Source organism: Paenibacillus litoralis (assembly GCF_046244365.1).
GTDB lineage: Bacteria > Bacillota > Bacilli > Paenibacillales > NBRC-103111 > Paenibacillus_V.
Genome location: NZ_CP176395.1, coordinates 7,392,513 through 7,413,379, shown reverse-complemented (window position 1 = coordinate 7,413,379; position 20,867 = coordinate 7,392,513). Strand labels below are relative to the sequence as shown.

Here is a 20,867-nt window from a genome sequence, read left to right as displayed (position 1 = left end):
GGTTTGATGAAGCCGGAAGTTGTCGGGATTATGAACTTACTGGTGGATGATTATGTCCAGGCGGAGGCGTTTCGGGAGCTGCTCAAGTCGTTTATCGCGGATAAGGCGGAGGAGCAGTCGATCTGGTCGGACATTACGCTGCTGGCGCATTATATGCTGGGCGGCGACGGACAAGACATCGACCGGAGGTCGGCATTGACCGAGATCATCGTGCTGGCGCTGGATATCGCCGACGATTTGCAGGACGAGGATAACGAGGCGAAGCCATGGATGAGGTGTCCCAGAGAGCTAGCGCTCAATGCGCTGCTCGCCTTTAATGCCATGGCTTCGGCCGAGCTTGGCCGGCTGCAGGCAAGCGGGACGGAAGCGGGGCGCGTCGTATCGGAGGTTAGCCGCATGGTCATGCGTGCGGTCAATGGGCAGTACAAGGATTTATCCGGTGCCGTCTTGACGGAGGAAGATTATGAAGCGGCCGTTCGGGAGAAGTCCGGTTCCTTGGTCCGGTTAGCCTGCTATTTGGGATATGCCGGTTTGCCCGTACAAGAATCGGCCGAAACGCAGTTGAACGATTTGGCGGATTGCATCGGCATGGTCGCCCAGATCGAGAACGACGTCAAAGACGTGCAGCGCTATGATCTCAAAAACGATTTGCTGCAAAGAAAACGAACCCTTCCGGTGCTTTTTCTGCTGGAGGAGCCGGCAGAGGAGTTTCCGTTCATACACCGCTACTATGCAGGCGAAATGACGAAGGAGCAGTTCCTCCTTCACAAGCAGGATTGCCTTGCTTACATCCGCGACTCCGGATGTCTCGAATATTCCAGGGTCATTCAATCGTTGTATGCGGACAAGGCGGAGCAGCTGCTCGGGGCCATTTCTGCGGTCTCCCCCTGGAAGGAGCGGTTTGCCGGGTTAACGCTTGGATTTGCGAAATAACGGAAGCCGGCGAATCCGATAGGGACGGACCGCAAGCTTACCGTTTTCCGGTATGGGTACAAATGTGATAGAATACAAGTAGAGAAGGACGAGTAAAACGGTTGGAAAGTTGGGTGGAAATGGGCGAGCTGATTCATGAAATACTCATGTTCCTGACCAAGCTTGGCGGGTGGGGCGTGATGCTCGGGCTGATGATCGAGGTCATACCGAGCGAAATTGTGCTGGCGTACGCCGGTTATCTTGTGCAGCGCGGCGATTTGAACTTTTTTGAGGCCGTTCTGTTCGGTACGGTCGGCGGGGTTATCGCGCAAATTTTCGTTTATTGGGTCGGCCGCTACGGCGGAAGACCTGTGCTGGAGAGGTACGGCAAGTACATACTGATCCGGAAGCATCACATCGACGTTGCGGAAAGCTGGTTTAACCGTTACGGGACGGGCGTTATCTTTACGGCTAGATTTATCCCGGTCGTTCGCCATGCGATTTCCGTTCCTGCAGGTTTGGCCCGGATGCCGCTAAGCCGGTTTACGCTGCTGACGACGCTGGCCGTTATTCCTTGGTCCATTTTGTTCGTCTGGCTCGGCAAAAGCGTCGGCGAGAACTGGGAGCATGTCGACGAGAAGGCCGCGCCTTATGTGATGCCGTTTATTTGGGTGTCCGTCGGTCTTACCGTTCTGTATGTCGCGATTAAAATTTTCATGGCAAAGCGCAATAAGAAGAGGTCCCAGGGACATGGCTACGTTGGCGAGAAGCATGCGGCGCAGCGGCTTGAAGAGCTCGGCAGCGAGTACAAAGTGCTGAACGGCAGACACGTCAAAGCCAGAACGGGCGCACAGGAGATCGATCATCTGATCGTCGGTCCGAACGGGATCTTCCACATCGAGACGAAAAACTGGGAAGGCCCCGTCCGTTTCACGGATAAAGGCGTTGAGAGAGGCAAGGAAGGGCATCACGAGGATCCGACGGCTCTGCTTTACCGTCATGAGTTCGTTCTCAAGGAACTGCTCCGCGGCAATAAGCTGAACGCCGATATCGTAGGCATTCTATGCTTCTCCAGTCCGAATTGCGAGCTGAGCGGAAGCGCTCCGGCATTCGTTGCCGTCAAACTCGACGGGCTTGTTCAGAGCATTCGATCGCATCAGCCGAAGCATCCGCTATCGCCGGATGAAGTTCGCACAATCGCGAAGCTTCTGCAGGATCACAGCACGCCAAGCCAGTCGGCTTAATCGGGCTGCCGCAGCGATAATAAACGACGATTTTTCATTACTCAGGAGGTAATACGCAATGGCCAAAGATTTGTCCGCCAAGCTAGGCACCGGCATCAAGCCGCAGCAATTTATCGATTCGATGGAGAAAAACCAGGACAAATTCCTGGACTGGTACAACCAGTTCGAATGGGATAACGAAGACATCAAATATTACTTCGAGTCGCTCAAAAACCGCGACGACCTTCGCTGCCTGATTCTTGCCGCCGACTGGTGCGGCGACGTCGTGCGCAACATTCCGGTCGTGTTCCGCGCGCTGGAGAACAGCGGCGTTCCGACGGAGGTGCTGGTCATGGAGCAGCATCTAGACGTGATGGATCAATTCCTGACGTTCGGCGGCCGTTCGATTCCGGTCGTCATCTTTACCGATACGGGCGGTTACGTGCTCGGCAAATGGGGTCCGCGTCCGAAGCATGTGCAAGCGGTCATGGCGGCCTTCAAGCAGGAGAATCCGGATCGCGAAGCGGCCGACTATCAAGACAAGCTTCAGGTAACGCGCGCCGAAATGATGCGTCAATACGGCGAAGGCACCGGCTACCAGAAGGTTATCGTTCAAGAGCTTCGCGACTTGATCGCTTCATTCTAACCATACAGGAGAACGCCCGTTACGATCGGTTCGCCGATACTGCGGGCGTTTGCCGCGAAAAGAGGGGACAACATGGCGATTACCATTCAATCGTTTGCGCTCGGTCCTGTGCAGACGAATGCATACTTGCTGACCAATGAAGAGACGCGGAAGGCGATCATTATCGACCCGGGCATGAATCCGGCCTCGCTGATCCGCAAGCTGGACGGTTTGGAGATCGAGGCGATTTTGCTCACGCACGCCCATTTCGACCATATCGGCGGAGTGGACGAGATTCGCAAGCTGAAGGGCTGTCCGGTTTATTTGCACGATCTGGAGGCCGATTGGCTGACGGACCCGAAGCGCAACGGCTCTCTCCGGTGGCCGGAGCTGGGCGTGAAGATCAGCTCGGATCCGGCGGAATACGCGCTTGACGACAGGATGACGCTTAACCTGATCGGGACGACGTTCAAGGTGATGCATACGCCGGGCCATTCTCCGGGCAGCGTCAGCTTCCTGATGGATAATCATTTGTTCGGAGGAGACGTGCTGTTCCGGCTGTCGGTCGGACGCACCGATCTTCCCGGCGGCAATGCCGACGATCTGCATGACTCCATTACCGAGAAGCTGTTTGCGCTGGATGACGGGGTTATCGTCTATCCGGGACACGGGCCGCGTACGACGATCGGCTACGAACGGGACAATAATCCCCACATATAGAACAAATGCCGATGCTTCGGGACGAGACGGCTGTCCCGGAGCATTTGCCTATTCATGGGCCCTCTCTGCGCCTAAGCGCGTCAAAGCCGCGTCCCGCCTCGGTCAGGATGGGCAAACATCCATTTTTCGGCATCTGGGTAAACACCGTGTTTGCACCTGATGGAAACCCATAGACTGTTGATGTATTCAAAATGTCTAGGAGGTGCGAACCACTTGGAAAAGGGATATCAGAAGATTTCTACTCAGCAGTACGTACAAGGACCGGCGCAGCAGCAAGTGAACGTATACGAGTTCGACCATAAGAACGTATACGAAATGGCAAAACCTTTTACCGGCGCTATGCCGACGTACCAAGCTCCGATGGCCATGCCGACTTACCAAGCACCTGTGGCTGCCGCTCCCGTTTACGTCAAACCGTTCCATCATCATCATCATTGCCCGCCTAAATCGTGCGGCGGCTATACGACGACGGGCGTCATCCTTGTCTTGTTCATTCTGCTTGTTATCGTGTCGCGCACCCGCGGCTTTGGCATTGGTTAACAGCTGTATCTTCATTCGCTTGAATATCGAACGCAAAGCCCTGCCTGTACCGGAGCGTATAGGCAGGGTTTTGTTTGTTTTGGTCTTTGTGTCCCCCAAATGTGTACAACCCTCTGAAAAATAATAAAGACGATTTACAAAATGCCTAGCAGTACTAATTATTAAGGCGTGGATTATGTTGCTCGGGGGAAACATTTTGACCTATAGCAAAAAAGATGTTTTTTTAACTTTAATTTTTCCCTAGGTAAATATATTTTCACTTGTACAAAAAAATGGAGAGGCGGGTTGTCGATGGGAGACAAAGTTTCACGTAGAAATTTATTGAAAATGGGGGCGGTGGGCGCTGCTGCCTTCGTTGGGAGTACCTTGTTAAATCCGGGATCGTGGTTTCAACGTCCGGTTCAAGCGATGGATAATCATGACGCTCATAAGGCATTGAAAGAAATGGAGGGGGATATCCTCCGGGTGAAGTTTTTGAATCAATCCAGTCATCCGCATTCGATTCATTTTCATGGCATGCACCCGACCGATATGGACGGCGTCTAAACAACCTACAAACTGGTTAATCAACAGGCGTGGTATTTTTTGATTTAAATTATCTATAAAGAATCGCAAGTGACATGAGAAGTTTTTTTAACTGTTCCGCATAACCGACCTTTATAACCGTGCTTCTAACTGAACGGAATTATGTCTATCACAGAAACATGTCTATTGTTGAACTAATATCCTGTCGCTATAATCAACCTATAATAAGGTTGTTTTAATAAATGAGGTGTACCTATTAGGAATCATTGGTTTTCACGGATATTGATTTCTTATGTACCGGTTTTTTTGATTGTTGTTACTTTGCTCATTTTATTTCTTTTTCTGGGAGTGAGTGAGGTTTTAAAGAAGGAAGCCGAGGAAGCTAATCGAATTTATTCCACACAAGTAATGAAGCTTATTGATCAATCGCTTTCGGCTATTGATCAAAGTATTATCAATGAAATTATAGCAGACCACAGCAGTATTCGTGATTTTTTTACACCACAGCAAGAAATTAACCCTTTGTTCCAAACCTATGAAGCTTCACTTGGATTGAATAAACTAGTCTTAAAGCATGCCATTATAGATTCGATTTATCTTTACCGGTACTCAGATCAAGCCATTTTAAGCAAGAACCGTTTTATTCCGCTCAGCGCATTTGGGGATAAGGAATTTCTGCAAGCCCAACTGACTGGAGATGTGTCGCTTCAATCATGGAGCGGAAGCAGACAATATGTGGAGTTCTCCTCGCAGACGGAGCCGATATCTGTAATAACACTTGTTCGTAGCGTGATTTTATTTTCCGGGGAAGAAGGCAAGATTGTCACCAATGTCAAAATAACGGCTTTACAGAAGATACTCCAGGATTTATTTGATTCGGGGATCAGCTACGCGGAGCTTGTGGATGGTGAGGGCAATGTAATTCTGTCAAGAAATGGTTCCGAGCGAGCCAAGCAGAAGCCAACAGAAATGTATTTATCCGATATTCACTCGCCGATAACCAATTGGCATCTCCGCAGCGGTGTCGAGGCGGGGAAGGTGTATTATTTTATTTCTAATTTTTCTTATATATGGCTTGCTATTGGTCTGAGTATAGTTGCATTTGGAGTCATCTGGATTGTTTATATCACCCGTCGCAATTATCGTCCGGTCGAGCTTATGCTTAATCAAATTCAGTCGCTCTCCTTCAAGATTAGCCAGAAATTGGCTACGCATACAGGAGGAAATCAGCTCAGTTTTATTGAGAATGCGGTAGAGAATTTAATAGAGGAATCGAATAAATTTCAACAAAGGCATGAAGAGAATATCGTATTCCGCAAGAAAGTATTTTTTCAAGAGGCTTTGGAAGGTTCGCGAGAGATCACACCTGAGCAATGGACGGACGAAATGATCAAGTTTGACCGTCCTGTGAAGTATAGCGGTTTTGAAGTCGTGTTATATGAAATGGATAAATATACTGATTTTAAGATGAGCTACAACCAGAAAGATCAATACTTGTTAAAATTTATTCTGTGCAGTGTGATTGCGGAAGTGGCACAAAATAACGGTGTGATCGTTTGGCATGAATGGATGGATCATCATATCGTAGGGGTGCTTTATCAGTATCAGGATGAGCAGGGGGAGAATTCCGAACGGCTTGCAAGTATGCTGGAGGAAGTGCGTGAATGGGTGCAGAGCAACCTGACATTTACCGTTACGATTGGTGTAGGCAGTTTAATCAAGGAAGCCGCATTGATTTATCGTTCATACGATGACGCAAAGCAAGCGCTTGGCTATAAATCTGGTTTGGGCAGCAATCGAATCATTGCTTACAACGATATCGAAATGTCTCCGAAAGGGGATATGTTCCGCCATCTCCAGCCTGTACGGACGCTGTCACAGCAATTCCGCTTGGGCAATCCATCGTGGGGGGAGGAGCTTGAGGCATTCTTTGATGAATTGGAGAGAACACTGCTATCCAGAGAAGATGTAGAGAGTATACTAAATTATCTGATTTATCAAATGAATCGGGAGCTCATGGAGCTTTCGGAGGACTATGGCGAAATATGGCGAAATAAAGGGCTGCTGCCTATCAATGAATTATTGCAGCGGTTTGATACTTTACAGGAATTCCGTGGTAAGGCGAGTCTGATTCTGACTGAAACATCAGAACATCTGGAGCGTATACGTGAAGGCAGGAACAATAGGAGCCTGCTTGCCGAGGTAAGGAGCTATATTGAAGCCAACTACTTTGATCCGGATCTTTCCTTAAATCACTTAAGTGATAAATTCCAAATCAATTCGAAATATGTAAGTCAACTATTTAAAGAAGAATTCGGGGAAAACTTTGTTGATTATTTGGCCTTCGTGAGGATGGAGCATGCCAAACAACTGCTGAGTGATACTTCCATGTCTGTACAGGATATTGCCGGAAAGGTCGGTTATCAGCATAGTGTCTCTTTTAACAGGGTATTCAAGAGACTTACCGGGAAAACGCCAGTTGTATTCCGCAGTGAATCAGTAAAGTGAGATTCTTTCGCTGTTATGTTCATAAAGCCTTCGCGTATGAATCTTTCATATGTTTGAGGCTTTTTTTTCGTGGTTAAAATTGTATATCCAAGCGGATAAAGGAATTGTTTCGACAACTGGCCGGAATTATGACTGTTACTGAATCGTGTCTATTATTGAGCAAGTATCCTCATGCGGCAATTATAGTGAAGGCAAATCGCATATCCCAGCTTATACCGAAAATTGTTAACAACAGATTCTTGTTTATTGCAGGCGTAATATGAATATCCCTACAATTAGGTTTATGACAGACAGCACAGAAGAATGGAGGGTAAGCATCAAATGGTAACTTTCAATAAAAAGAGATTAAGAAAGGAAGGGTAGGCATCAAATGGTAACCATCAAGAAAAAGCGATTGAAAGAAAACTTTCCACTGTTTATCATGTTTACCCCTGTGTTATTGTTTTTTGTTATTTTCAAATATATACCTATGCTGGGACTGATTATTGCTTTCAAGGATTACAATCTGTTTCAAGGTTTTCTCGACAGCCCATGGGTAGGACTTAAGCACTTTCATTATATTTTCTCGAATCCCGAAACGGTTCGAATTGTGAAGAACACCTTTGTGTTAAGTTTAACGGGCATTTTATTTGGCTTTCCATTGCCAGTAATATTGGCTATTCTCTTAAACGAAGTACGCAGGATGTGGTTCAAACGCTCGATCCAAACGTTGATTTATTTACCTCATTTTTTTTCATGGGTCATTATCAGCGGGTTTGTTTTCACGATATTTAATCAGGAAACAGGCATTGTTAATCATGTAATTGAACGGATAACCGGAGAGACCTATGCGTTTCTTTATCACAATTTCTCCTGGTGGTCGATATTTATCGGATCGGCGTTATGGAAAGAAACCGGGTTTTCAGCGATCATCTATCTGGCAGCAATAACAAGCATCGATACCAGCTTATATGAAGCGGCCAACCTGGACGGTGCTAATAAATGGAAGCAAATTTGGCATATTACGATTCCTGGACTGGCTTCGACCATGATTCTTATTCTGATTATTTCCTTGGGGCGTGTAATGGAGGTTGGATTTGATCAAGTGTATGTATTGCGAACGTCTGTCGCGACTCTATCGGACGTCATTAGCACTTACATATATCGGATTGGTGTACAGAATTCACAATTCAGTCTGACAACTGCACTGGGCTTATTTGAATCATGTATCGGATTAATTCTGGTGCTGACTGCCAATCAAATCGCAAAACGTTATAACCAGAGCTTGTGGTAGGAGGGACTCCAGAATGAAAACCAGCAAGGGAGAACTCGTTTTTTTCGCCGTTAATTACGTTTTTTTGGCTTTATTCGGGATTAGTGCATTGGTGCCCTTAATCAATATTTTGGCAGTCTCATTGAGTGATAGTTCTGCCATTATCTCGGGAAAGGTGTCGATTTGGCCGATCGGTTGGAACATCGAAGCCTATAGGCAGCTTATCGAAGGAACAAGAATTATTCACGCTTTGAAAAATAGTATCATCATAACAGTGGTTGGTGTTGCCCTGAGTATGTTATTCACAATCTTGGCTGCCTATCCATTGTCTAGAAATACATTCTATGGCAGACGTTTCTTTACATTGGCGATTGTGTTCACGATGTTGTTCGGCGGTGGATTGATCCCAAGCTTTCTGGTCATCAAAGAATTGGGGTTGATTAACTCTTACGCTGCGATCTGGCTGCCGTCCTTGGTTAGCGCATTCAATATGATGATTATGCGAACATTCTTCCTCAATATTCCCTCTGAACTAGAAGATGCCGCACGAATGGACGGATGCGGAGAATACAGAATGCTGCTGCAAATTTTTCTCCCGCTCTCCTTACCAGTCCTTGCCACGTTGACTTTGTTCTATTCTGTAGGGTATTGGAACCAGTTTCTAACAGTGCTCCTGTACATCAATGATGCTAAGAAATACAACCTTACTGTACTTGTGCAGAATATGGTGGCAAATCAGCAGCTGCTTCAGCAAATCAATACATTTCAAGCGGAAGACTCGGTTTCTATGACACCAGAAGCGATCAAAGCAGGAGCAGTTGTGATTTTGCTGCTACCCCTAATGATCGTGTATCCATTCTTGCAAAAATATTTTGTAAAAGGTGCCTTAGTTGGTGCAGTTAAGGGATAGAGGCTGTTATGGATTGCTAAGGAGGTGATGTCAATCGGTTAGAGTATAAGGAAAGAAGTAGGAGTATGAATGCGCAAGGGTATCCATGCTCGGAGAAATGAACGAAATATAATCAGGAGGGTTAAATATGAATGAGATAAAAGCAGGATATCGTACAAAAATAAGGATCGTTTTGGCATCGGCATTGGTAATATTGATTATGAACGGTTGCTCCAATAGTAAGGATAACACAGTAAGTGATACAGCTTCTCCAGACGCGACTAAACCGGCGACAATGAAGCCGAAGTCGAAAATATCGGTTTCCGTCTATGACCGGGGGAATGTACCGGCTGCCGAAGGCACCATAGACGACAACCGCTGGAGCAAATGGATCAATGCCAACGGACCGGCCAATGTAGAGTTTGTCCCGATTCCGCGCTGGGAGTCGCTGCCGAAGCTGAATACTTTGTTTGCCTCGGGATCGGCTCCTGATTTAATCTTTGAATTTGATGCAAAAATTAGAAATCAGTTTCTTGCGCAAAAGCAGTTTATGCCAATAGATGATTTGGTCAGCAAAAGTGTGGAATACAAAAAATTTCTTGAGCAGAATCCAGGCGTCAAGAAATTGGCTATGAATGAAGATGGCAAGATGCATTATTTTGGCCGTGTGGTTGGTCCTACGCTGAATGTGGGACTGGTGATTCGGGAGGATTGGTTGGAAAATCTGGGTTTGAAGTCTCCGACAACCCCTGAAGAGCTATTGGCTGTTGCCAAGGCGTTTACTGAACGGGATCCGGACGGCAACGGGAAGAAGGATACATTCGGTTACCATCTAAGCTTCATCGGCGGGGGAGTAATCGATCGTATGTACAATAGTGGTGAAATCCCAGACGGCATGCTCCTAAATAATGGAGAGCTTGTTCGGCAGTGGGATAATTCCAAAGCTGCTCTGCAATTGAAGAAGCAGCTGTTCGATGCAGGAACGGTAGATAAAGACTTCTTGACAGATAAAGGGGAAAAGGCGCTTCAGGACTTTGTCAACGGCAAGCTTGGTATTTACGGTATTAATAATATCGCCGGAGTCAATGGTGCGGGATACAAAAATTTCGAAACGTTACGTAAAAATAATCCAAATGCCAAAATTAAATTTATTCCATTTCCAACGACAGTATACGGTTCATACAGCTGGGGCTGGGAACCGATTCAGTTGGTAGCGGCGGTGAATGCGAAAGCCAAGAATCCTCAGGCTGTTATGGACTATATGGACTTTCTTACCAAGGATTCGACGCAATTGTCTTTGACATATGGTATCGAAAATGAACATTGGAAGATGGGAGAGGATGGTTGTCCGAAGCAGATTGATCCGGCCAAATCAAAAGCTGAGTTGGACTATAACGGAGATTTAAGAATGCAGGCCAACATAGGGATAGGTTTGCTTGCCAAATGCGCGCAACCGGAAAAAGTATTCGATGCGAAAGTTCCGCTGCAGAAGGAATTTATGGATCTACTGCTGCAGCAAGCGAAGCCTGCTTATTTAAATCCAGAGCGTCCTTTCAACGGATTCACGGCTTCGGGTTATAATCCGGCCCTTCCACAAGATTTATCGGCTTTTTCGGCTTCATTAACGCAATCGATCACTGATATTTTCAACAAAGCAATTGTAAGCGGTGCTTCTTATTCCGTGGATCAGGCGATAAACGATGCTAAAACAGCCTGGAGCAAAGGCAACGGCGACAAAATCGAGGCATGGTACAAAGACTGGTACGCCAAGAATAAAGATAAAATTTACACAACGGCAGAAATATACAAGCAGTATGTAAAGTAGGCGGTGGGCTGAATTCGATTCCACCCGTTACATTCGGCCGGTCTGGGAATGCCTGGCGAACTTGTTTTCACGCGATTGACGAGGAGCTGCAAGTTGGCAGGGATGATGATGGATTTGTTTGAAGGGGGGGATTGAACTTGATTAGATTTGACCGTTTTCCGCAGGGGAAATACAAAGCGGTAACATTAAGCTATGACGATGGCAGAGACTACGATCGAAGAATGATTGAAATCATGAATCGGTATGGGATACGAGGTACGTTTCATCTGAATTCGGTACGGCTTGGAAAGCCTGGCCATTTGGAGCCTTCTGAGATATCCACATTGTTTGCAGGCCATGAAGTTTCCGCCCATACAGTAAATCACCCGTTTCTGAATTTGAGTCCGACTGAAACAATTGCTGCTGAAATTCTCAACGATCGCCTTGCTTTGGAGGAAATCGTTGGGTACCCGGTAAAGGGTATGTCTTATCCTTATGGTGCCTGGAATAATGATGTCGTAACAGTTCTGCGTGCAATGGGAATGGAATATGCGCGTGCAACGAGCGCACACGGTAGCTTCGATATGCCTTCTGATTTCCTAGTCTGGTCCCCAACTTGCCATCATCGGGATATGCTTGAATATGCACATAAATTTATCGATTTACAGACGAGGCATTCGAAAATGGCGCTTCTTTATGTATGGGGACATAGCTACGAATTCGAAAATGATCAGAATTGGCAGCAGCTTGAGCAATTTAGCCAGCTGATTGGAAACCAAGCGGATATTTGGTATGCGACAAACAGTGAGATTGTGTCCTATATGAATGCCATTCGCCAGCTTCGATGCTCCGTTTCTGGCCATATCGTGCATAATCCATCAGCCATTTCCGTATGGTTGAGCGTGAATGGAGCTGCGGTGGAAGTGCTGGCAGGCGAGATGAAGAAGCTCGATAGTTTTATATAACGGAAAGCAGTGAAGATTAGAATGCCAGATCAGGAAAGCATACTGGAATTAGACAAGCTGGACTCAAACATGCAGCTACCCGAAATCGGCGAGAGGCAGTTTTATCACTGTACGGCAAGGTATGATCATACTCAGCTCGAGCATGGGGCATACAATGCAGGTTGTTTGCTTGCCGGCTACCGTATCGTTTAACTGTTGCCCGGATCAATGTAGAATCCTCTTGAGTTTGATGCTCGCGCTTTGCGGCGGCGATAATCGCCGCCAAAAGCGCGAGCGTTTTTGCGTTCGAATAGCTTCCGTTTATCGTTATTCCTTGAAAACATCACACTTCTCGATGGATTGGTCATCGACAAATGCCTTTTACCGGCTACATAATGAAAATTAACGATCTTTTGCGGCTTGATTGCCGCTCCGCAGCAGTATTCATCGGAGTAAGGGAGTGCATACATGTGTACACGGTGTTGGTAGTGGACGATGAAGCGATTGTGTGCCAAGGCATCAAGGAGTTTCTGGAGACGGCCGATTTGAATATCTCGCAAGTGCTGACGGCATGGAACGGCTATGAAGCCTTGGATTATTTGCGCATGGAGTCCATCGATCTTGTTCTGACGGACATCCAGATGGACGGGATGAACGGGATAGAACTGATGGAGTCGATTCTGTCCGAAAAGCCGGATATTCCCGTCGTCGTCATCTCCGCACACGATGAATTCGAGTATGCCCAGAAGTGTATGCGGCTGGGGGCGAGGGACTACTTGATCAAGCCCGTTCTGCTGCCTCAACTGATTCAAGTCGTCGGCCGGGAACTGTCGGAACGGCACGAGACATACAAACGGCTTTTGGAAGAGTCGTTAAAGCTTAAGTTTTCCATGACGGGCATGACGTCCATGCGATCCTACATTTTGAATGAAATCATAGCCGGGACGCTGGAGCCGGACGATTACATGTTTATTTTCGAGCAGATCGGTTTAAAGCTCGCAGGCCCTTATTATGCGGTGCTTGCCCTGGAACTCTTTTGGGAACGCGCGGGGGTTAGGGGAGGCGCGATCCAATCGCTGCGGGATCGAAACTTGCTGAAGTACGCGACCGTCAATATCATAGAAGAGACTTTGGCGGACTGGAATGCGGTAGCTTTTTATGGACAAGGCAATCAGATTGTAACGATTCTTCAGGTGCAGGAGACCGATTATGCCCGGAACAAGGCTGAAAATATATCGAAGCTGAATTTGATCGGGAAGTCGCTTGCCGCCAACATTCACGGATACTTGCAGATGGAGGCGGTTGTCGGAATCAGTCCTTTGCGTCCGGGGCTTCAAGCGCTTCCCGAGAGCTATCGCGATGCGGCTAAGGCAGCCAAATGGCACGCGCTGTACGAAAATCACCATGTTTTTTATGCCGGGGATTTCTCCTTGAAGGAAGCGTCGGTGAAGGTGAACTGGCAAGAGCAAGCAGAAAGGTTCGTCGATAAGATCAAGACCGGGAAACAACCCGGGGATGTAGAGGACGCGGTCCGCCGATTTATCGAGGATATCTCTCCCGTCTTCGAAAGCGATGACTCCACGGCGGGCATTCCGCTCAGTATCGCGTATCGGGTGTACGCCAGCTTGCTCGAAATCAAAGAGACGGTGGGGGACCGGTATAAAGCGCTTGACCCGATCCTCTTTTTTCAGTTTCCGCTTACGGGAATCGAAATCAAAGAGCGTTTCACCGAATTTTTGTCAAAAGCGGCAGGGCTTATCCATACGTCCATGACCGATCATGACCAGGCGATCATCCAGCAATCCGTTGCCTATATTCGCCGGAGTTTCCGGAATAAAGGGCTGAAAATTCAAGATATCGCGGACCATGTGCATTTAAGTCCGAACTATTTGAGTTATTTGTTTAAGCAGATCGCAGGCGAAACGGTGTGGGAATTCGTCACGAAGCTGCGGATGGAGGAGTCCAGGCAACTGCTCTTGAACACGCACAAGAAACGCTACGAAATTGCGGACGAGGTCGGCTACGAATCGCCGGAGCATTTTAGCCGCGTGTTTAAACGCTATTACGGGGAGAGCCCCAATACCGTCCGCGGGTAACGTACCGGATACCGCGCATTTTCCTTAAGCCTATTTATCAGCGCCGAGAAGGTTGCGTGAAACGGGGATGAAAGCCATTGTTCAAAAGAACGCAATCGCAACGATTAACGAAAAAGGCCTTGCTGTTTGTCATCGTGTTCATCCTTGTTCCGATGCTGCTCGTCTTCTGGTTCGCTTCCGGCCGGGCTTCTCTTGCCATCAAAATGCAGGTGGGAAAAGCCCTGTCCGAATTGAATAAACAAAATCATGCGACGATGGACAGGGTCATGGATGCCGTCGATCAGAAGCTGGTGGCGATTATGAGCTCCGACCTCATGCAGCAATGGAAGGATGACGGCTCGTTACCTTCGGATCAGCGCGTACAAAAATATATTGCAACGGAGAAGGTGCTGGGCAACTACTCCTCGGGTGTGAAATACTCGCTGTTCGTGCTGACGAAACGGCCGGTACAGTATTACTTTGCCCCTACAACCGATGTATCGGGCGCGGGCGTTTTTTTCGTTCAAGACCTGAAAGAAAGGGCTTGGCTCCAAAAAGCGGCCGAGGCGAACGGGCGAGGCTTGGTAGAAATGATCGAGAAGTTCGGATTCAATCCGAACGCGCAGCAAACCGTCGCTTATTTTAGAGCGGTGACGGATCTTACCAGCGGCGGGGACACGATCGGCATACTTGCGGCGACGGAGATCGAGAGCATGCTGACTGCGGAAATGAATGCCATCAAGCTCCCCGATCATTCGAGAGTATTCCTGACCGATGCCGGAGGTGCGGTACTGGCGGGTTCGGAGCCCGGTGCCGTAACCTTCTCCGTCCCGGAGAACGGGAAAGAGCTGCTGCCGAACGTGTGGGTCACGAATAGTCATATGTATGTCTATCATGACAGCGCTTCGTACGGCAACCGACTGGTTTACGAGATTCCATTGAGCTCATTGTTAGGCTCCTATAATGACGTACAGGAAATCATCCAGATTACCGCCATCTGCTATTTTATCGTGATCCTGTTCTTTCTTTTCTTCTTGGTCAAGTCTTTCTTACGACCGATGGCGAGACTGGCGAGCCTCACCCGTTCCTATGTCCCGGGGAAGGAGTTGGAAAGGGCCGCGGAAGAGGCAAGGAAAGACGAAATCGGGATCTCGTACCGGTATTTTTATATGATGACGGAACGGTTGAACCAATTGGTCAAAGAGAAGTATGTAATGGAAATCAAGCAGAAGGAATCCGAGCTGATCTTGTTGCACTCTCAAATAACGCCTCACTTGCTCTATAATTCGCTGGACTCCATTTATTGGTACGGGATACGGGGAGGGGTGCCGGAAGTCGCCGATATGGTCAGGGATTTGTCGACGATGCTGCGGATCGGTTTAAGCCGGGGCAAAGAAATCATTACGATACGGGAAGAGCTTAATCACGTGGAAGCGTACCTGCATCTGCAGGAAAAGCGGTATCGCCATTCGTTTCGCTTTCACATTCATCTGGAAGAAGGCATAGAGGGCTGCCTCCTGCCTAAAGTCATCATGCAGCCCCTCGTCGAAAACAGCATTCTCCACGGCATCGGAAAAATGGACGGGGAAGGGGAAGTGTGGATCGGCATTCAGGTGTCGGAAGGCACTCTCCTTATCTCGATTGAGGATAACGGCTTCCGGCCGCTGGATTTGGAGAAGATTCACGCGCTTCTGTCGGGCGCGGCGGATCCTGACAAGGGCTTTGGCATCCGGAATGTGCATAAACGCATCCGATTGCGATTCGGAGATGCGTATGGACTAACTTACTTCGCGCGGGAAGAAGGCGGAACGAAAGTGCTGATCGAGCTTCCCGTCATCCGGTCGGAAGAGGAAATCGCCGCGTATACCGAGTGATCGTTCTTCCCTCGCGGGCAAATTGCCTATTGCAAAGGATAACGGAGGGAAGGGGTATGGGGGGGGCTGCAAAGGAGCTTCGCTATGGGCCGCCTTTGAAATCGTGTTATTACCGCTAAACAAGTTCAATGAAACACGATTTCAAGAGCGTTTGAACCCCCATACCCCTTCCCTCCCCAATGCGCAATCGTACAGCCATACTCCATAGGACCGTCCGGTGATCTTCCGGACGGTTTTCCTATCTGAAGAGAATCGATCATCAAGTGCGGAGAAGCCGTCATGGGATCGCCGAGCGGTAGTCTTTACAATAAGACGTATACCAATCGCAGAAAGGATGTGGGGAGGTGTCCACACAGGCTTTAAGGGTTAGCGCCAAACAGACGAGTAACCCGTTCGTGAAGAAATGCAGGGATTACTTATGGGGCATTCTCTTCCTGCTGCCGGCCATTCTCGTATTTTGTTTGTTTCTTTGGACGCCGATTGCCAAAGGGGTCATGTACAGCTTTATGAACGTCGATTTCGTAAGCGGCAGCACCTTCATCGGGCTGACCAACTACCGTGAGGTGTTAACGAACGATATCCTGGGTATTTCCGTATGGAACACAATCTATTATATGTTTCTATGCGTATTGATCGGGTTCTGGGTCCCCAGTATCGTATCGATTGCGATATCCGAGCTGCGGTGGTTTCAAGGAGCGATGCGTTTAATCGTGTACCTGCCGCATATCGTACCGGCCGTGGTGCTATACGGGATGTGGCAATGGCTGTACGATCCGCTCGGGCCGGCGAATCAGATCGTTTCCTGGTTCGGCGCTCAACCGTTCATGTGGCTGACGGATAAAAGCATGGCCATGCTGTCGATCGTGCTCGCCGAAACGTGGCAAGGATTCGGCGGGGCGACGCTCATCTATTTGGCCGGGATCGTAGGCATCCCCAAAGATTTATACGAGGCTGCCGAAATTGACGGTGCGGGCGTTCTGCAGCGCATTCGCCATATTACGATTCCCGGCATTCGTCATCTCTATATGCTGCTGTTCATTCTGCAGCTGATCAGCACGTCGCAAGGCTTTATGACGCATATGGCGCTGACAGGCGGCGGCCCGAACCATGCGACCCTTACGTATATGTACCAGATCATCAATGAAGCCTTTACGAACTTGAATTACGGCAAAGCATCGGCCATGGGCGTTCTCATGTTTCTCGTGCTCACCTCGCTGTCCATCGTACTCTATTACTTCCAAGGAAGGAGCAAAGAAGCATGAGCAACCGGGAACGCAGTATCATGTCTGCTTATGATTTCAAAAAGAAACCGGTCCGTGCCGGATACTTGCTCATGCTGCTTGCCTTGCTCGCGCTAGCGGCGACGATGCTGTACCCGTTCGGAACGACGATTCTCTCTTCGTTCAAAACGAAACAGGAAATTTTCACGTTTCCGCCAAGCTTTTTCCCGCAGCAGCTCGAGTGGAGCAACTACTCGGAGGGATTCAAGTATGTGGATTTGATTAGGGCTTCCTGGAATACGCTGGTTCTTTTTGCGGGGAATGCGATCATTCCTTTGCTTGTCGTAGGGCTGGCTGCCTTCAGCCTTTCCCAAATGAAGCTGCCGGCCCGCAAGGGGATCACGCTCTTTTTTATGAGCACGCTCATGATCCCTAGCGCAACCTATATGATTCCAAGCTTCTTAAACCTGCAAAGCCTCGGGTTAATCGATTCCTACTGGGCGTTCTGGCTGCCTGCCGGCGCCAATGCCTTCAATATCATGCTGCTCAAAGGCTTTTTCGATGGAATCAACAAAGAACTATTCGAAGCGGCGCGGCTCGATGGAGCGTCGGAATTGCTCTGCTTTTACCGGCTGGCGGTGCCGATGTCCGTACCCGTATTTTCTACGCTGCTCATCTTTTCCTTTACATCGACCTGGAACGATTGGTACTGGCCGTCTCTCGTGCTGACGACACCCGAGAAATATCCGGTCGCATCCGTCGTGTACCGCAACATCGTTCAATCGTTCAATCTGTCTTGGAACGTCAAGTTCAGCGTGCTGACCGTCGTCATGGTTCCGCCGCTCGTTTTCTTCCTGATCTTTCAGAGAAACATTATGTACGGTCTTAACCTCTCGGGGATCAAAGGATAGTCCAGGTGAATCCATCATCACAATCCTTGAATCCGTCATCGATTCCGTCATACCGGCCAAGTATGATGAACTTGTCTTCATTATTCATAAATAGGAAGGGGCAGTAACATTGAAAAAGAACAAAGTCGGCATGATGGCATTCCTCGCTTTGACGATGATCGCGACCACCGCCTGCGGGAGCGGCGGCAATAGCGGAAATAACGGAAGCGGCGGAGGTGCGGCAACGAAGCAGCCTTCGGCGAGCCCGAGCGCGGCGGCCAAAGCTCCGGAGATCACGATGACCGTCCAGTTTCCGAAGTCCGACAATCTCGCGGCAATCGATATGGTGAACAGCAAGATGAAACGCTTTGGAGAGAAATACCCGAACGTGACCCTGAAAAAGAACGACTGGCAATATTCGCCGAATGAAATCGGCATCAAGATGGCCGCCCATCAAGCGCCTTCCTGGTTCCGTACGCCGGCTACCGAGGGAAAGACGCTGCTGGAACGCAAGTGGTTGACGGATTTGACGCCATTCCTGGCGAAGTATGAGCATGCCAACGACTTTAACGATAAGCTGACAGGCCCGTTCAAGATTGACGGCAAAATGTATGCGGTACCGGCTAACGGTTATATCATGTCCGTCATGATCAACAAAAAGCTGTTTGCAGCCAAAAGCGTTCCGCTGCCGACGCCGGACTGGACCTGGGACGATTTCTACGCGGCGGCTAAAGCGACTGCCGATCCTGCCAAAGGAATAGCCGGGTTCGCCATGATGGCCAAAGGCAATGAAGGAGGATGGAACTGGACGAACTTCTTGTATGCAGCTGGAGGAACCGCGCAAAATGTGGCCGGCGGCAAAGTAACGTCCGCTTTCAACTCCGATGCCGGCGTCAAAGCGATGGAATTCGTGAAGAAATTAAGATGGGAAGGCGACGCGCTCCCTCAGAACTGGGCTTTAAACTACGGCGATGTATACAATTTGTTCAAGCAAGGCCGGGCCGCTATGGTAATGGGCGAGAAGATCGAGGACTCGGTCAACAACGGCGGCATGAAAAAAGAAGATCTGATGATTCTCCCGGTGCCGTCGATGGTGAAGGGCGGCGATCATACGGGCGTACTGGGCGGCAACTATGACGTCGTCAACCCGCAGGAAACGCCGGAGGTGCAGCAAGCGGCATTCGATTACATGACGTTCGATTTGTTTAACGACAGCGAGGTTGTAGAGCTGAAGCGGGTTCTGGACGAACGGAAAACCAAAGGCCAGGTGTACCTGTACGGGGCTCCGGCTTATTACAAAGCGGATTCCGAACACGGCAAGAAAATCGCGACGCTCGTCGATCAATATCCGGATAATGTCTACCGGTTCGATCCGCAAGTCGCCAAGCTGATGAAAGGCGTTCCGGAGCCTTCGTATAACGGCCAGGATACGTATGCGGCATTGACGAACGTTCTGCAAGAGGTGCTGACCAACAAAAATGCGGATGTCAAAGCGCTGCTTGACGCCGCGGCGAAGAAGTTCGACGAGGAAGTGCTTTCCAAGGTGACGGTAAAGTAGCGTGTTCTTCGCTTAATGCGGAACGGCTTCCGAAGATGCTTGGAAGGAGTTCAGAGTGGATTCGACTTGCGGATCCACTTCTCTTTTCCGTATTGCGATGGCTGGGGGAGCTTTGGCGAGGGTGAACATGCAGGAACAGGAGGCGATAACATGCTAAGACGGATGTCGTTTGCGGATTCCGTCACGGGACTGCCCATACTTGCGGTCGGGCTTGAAGGAACCGATACGGCTCATCATTACATGACGGCAATGACGTGGCTTTCGGACAGCCGGCACTTGATCGTGCACGCCGGTATCGACAGGGAGAAGCTGACGGGAAGCGTCGTGCGCTTCGATACGGAAACGGGCGATGCGCAGGTGCTCGAGGAAGGCTTCGCTTGGGGGCGCGGAGTCGTTTCGTGCGATGACGTTCTGTATTTGTTCGACCGGAACGAGCTGTACGCGATCGACGCATGGAGCGGCGAACGGCGTACGGTTTGCAGGCTGAAGGAGCATTGCGTCATCGAAGGGCCTCTGTCGATTACGAATGACGGCAGAACGCTTGGCGTCTATTGGAGCGAGTTGAATCACGAGGCGGCGTTGGAGGGAAGCCCGGCATCCGAGGCTGCGGCGGCGGCGGGGAAATGCTGGGTGATCGGCACCGTCGATACGGCGAGCGGGGAAGTGCGGGAAGCGATTCGCCCCCTGTTTGCCGAACCGTACCCGGTGGCGAATCATGCGATGGTTAGCCCTGTCGATCCCGAGATGGTGTTCTATTGCCATGAGGGAGCAACGGAGCATATACCGGACCGGTTATGGGTAATCGATACGCGAACCGGAGAAACGCGCAACATCTTCCCGCAGAAGAGGGACGAAAGTGGACGGCATGTGGAGTATGTAGGACATGAAATATGGTCGTTTGACGGCAGCGGGCTATATTTCGTGAAATATGCGCACAGTCCGGATCAACCGGCGGGCGTCTATTTCGCGGATAAATGGGGCGAAAGGCACGAATTCGTTAACGGCGATTACAGGTACTGGCATGTCGGCATAAGTCCGGACGGCCGTTACGCGGCTGCGGATACACAGGAGCCCGGCAAGTCCAAAATCGTGTTGATCGATACGGCCACGAAACGATCCGAGCTGCTCTGCGAGCTTCCGTGCCGCGGCGTCCATCCAGGACATCCGCATCCGTCGTTTAGTCCGGACAGCCGCAAGGTCACCTTCACCTTTTCGGATGAGCATGATGCGCTTTGGGTCGGCGTGATGAAGGTTAGCGACGGTAACCGGCTTGGCGGAGAGGGGGATAGCTTGGCGCTCGAGTGGTAG

Annotated in this window: 16 protein-coding genes and 2 pseudogenes; all 18 read left to right on the top strand. The window is 49.3% G+C overall.

Going from position 1 to position 20,867, the window contains the following annotated elements; all coding sequences use genetic code 11:
• The first annotated feature begins 6 nt into the window (after window positions 1-6).
• The 18 genes and pseudogenes from ACKGJP_RS31265 (at window position 7) to ACKGJP_RS31180 (ending at window position 20,867) form a co-directional block, all read left to right on the top strand.
• On the top strand, window positions 7-933 hold the full coding sequence (locus ACKGJP_RS31265) for a polyprenyl synthetase family protein (protein ID WP_409342655.1): 927 nt from the start codon (window positions 7-9) through the stop codon (window positions 931-933).
• 119 nt (window positions 934-1,052) lie between these two features.
• Window positions 1,053-1,646: pseudogene (locus tag ACKGJP_RS31260) on the top strand (DedA family protein); the annotation flags it as partial.
• On the top strand, window positions 1,629-2,156 hold the full coding sequence (locus ACKGJP_RS31255; protein ID WP_409347300.1) for a nuclease-related domain-containing protein: 528 nt from the start codon (window positions 1,629-1,631) through the stop codon (window positions 2,154-2,156). The pseudogene ACKGJP_RS31260 and the gene ACKGJP_RS31255, both read left to right, overlap by 18 nt.
• 58 nt (window positions 2,157-2,214) lie before the next feature.
• Window positions 2,215-2,781, top strand: a complete 567-nt coding sequence (locus ACKGJP_RS31250; protein ID WP_409342654.1) for a thioredoxin family protein — start codon at window positions 2,215-2,217, stop codon at window positions 2,779-2,781.
• Window positions 2,782-2,853: 72 nt separating this feature from the next.
• The gene (locus tag ACKGJP_RS31245) at window positions 2,854-3,480 is read left to right on the top strand and encodes an MBL fold metallo-hydrolase (RefSeq protein WP_409342653.1); all 627 of its coding nucleotides are present in this window, start codon (window positions 2,854-2,856) and stop codon (window positions 3,478-3,480) included.
• A gap of 453 nt (window positions 3,481-3,933) precedes the next feature.
• Window positions 3,934-4,020: pseudogene (locus ACKGJP_RS31240) on the top strand (YjcZ family sporulation protein); the annotation flags it as partial.
• A gap of 291 nt (window positions 4,021-4,311) precedes the next feature.
• Entirely contained in the window at window positions 4,312-4,566 is a 255-nt protein-coding gene (locus tag ACKGJP_RS31235; RefSeq protein WP_409342652.1) for a multicopper oxidase domain-containing protein, read from the top strand.
• 261 nt (window positions 4,567-4,827) lie between these two features.
• Entirely contained in the window at window positions 4,828-7,053 is a 2,226-nt protein-coding gene (locus tag ACKGJP_RS31230; protein ID WP_409342651.1) for a helix-turn-helix domain-containing protein, read from the top strand.
• Between the two features lie 370 nt (window positions 7,054-7,423).
• On the top strand, window positions 7,424-8,326 hold the full coding sequence (locus ACKGJP_RS31225) for an ABC transporter permease (RefSeq protein WP_409342650.1): 903 nt from the start codon (window positions 7,424-7,426) through the stop codon (window positions 8,324-8,326).
• A 13-nt stretch (window positions 8,327-8,339) separates the two neighbouring features.
• Window positions 8,340-9,215, top strand: a complete 876-nt coding sequence (locus ACKGJP_RS31220) for a carbohydrate ABC transporter permease (protein ID WP_409342649.1) — start codon at window positions 8,340-8,342, stop codon at window positions 9,213-9,215.
• 127 nt (window positions 9,216-9,342) lie between these two features.
• On the top strand, window positions 9,343-11,019 hold the full coding sequence (locus tag ACKGJP_RS31215; RefSeq protein WP_409342648.1) for an extracellular solute-binding protein: 1,677 nt from the start codon (window positions 9,343-9,345) through the stop codon (window positions 11,017-11,019).
• Between the two features lie 137 nt (window positions 11,020-11,156).
• Complete coding sequence (locus ACKGJP_RS31210) at window positions 11,157-11,963, top strand: polysaccharide deacetylase family protein (RefSeq protein WP_409342647.1); 807 nt, start codon at window positions 11,157-11,159, stop codon at window positions 11,961-11,963.
• Between the two features lie 449 nt (window positions 11,964-12,412).
• Window positions 12,413-14,038, top strand: a complete 1,626-nt coding sequence (locus ACKGJP_RS31205) for a response regulator (protein WP_409342646.1) — start codon at window positions 12,413-12,415, stop codon at window positions 14,036-14,038.
• 77 nt (window positions 14,039-14,115) lie between these two features.
• Complete coding sequence (locus ACKGJP_RS31200) at window positions 14,116-15,891, top strand: histidine kinase (RefSeq protein WP_409342645.1); 1,776 nt, start codon at window positions 14,116-14,118, stop codon at window positions 15,889-15,891.
• Between the two features lie 344 nt (window positions 15,892-16,235).
• The gene (locus ACKGJP_RS31195) at window positions 16,236-17,153 is read left to right on the top strand and encodes a carbohydrate ABC transporter permease (RefSeq protein ID WP_409342644.1); all 918 of its coding nucleotides are present in this window, start codon (window positions 16,236-16,238) and stop codon (window positions 17,151-17,153) included.
• The gene (locus ACKGJP_RS31190) at window positions 17,150-18,022 is read left to right on the top strand and encodes a carbohydrate ABC transporter permease (RefSeq protein ID WP_409342643.1); all 873 of its coding nucleotides are present in this window, start codon (window positions 17,150-17,152) and stop codon (window positions 18,020-18,022) included. The genes ACKGJP_RS31195 and ACKGJP_RS31190 overlap by 4 nt, the downstream gene beginning before the upstream one ends.
• 109 nt (window positions 18,023-18,131) lie before the next feature.
• Window positions 18,132-19,559, top strand: coding sequence for an extracellular solute-binding protein (locus ACKGJP_RS31185; RefSeq protein WP_409342642.1), 1,428 nt, complete (start codon window positions 18,132-18,134; stop codon window positions 19,557-19,559).
• Window positions 19,560-19,709: 150 nt separating this feature from the next.
• Window positions 19,710-20,867 carry a TolB family protein gene (locus ACKGJP_RS31180; protein ID WP_409342641.1) on the top strand — a complete coding sequence of 386 codons (1,158 nt, stop codon included), beginning with the start codon at window positions 19,710-19,712 and terminating at the stop codon, window positions 20,865-20,867.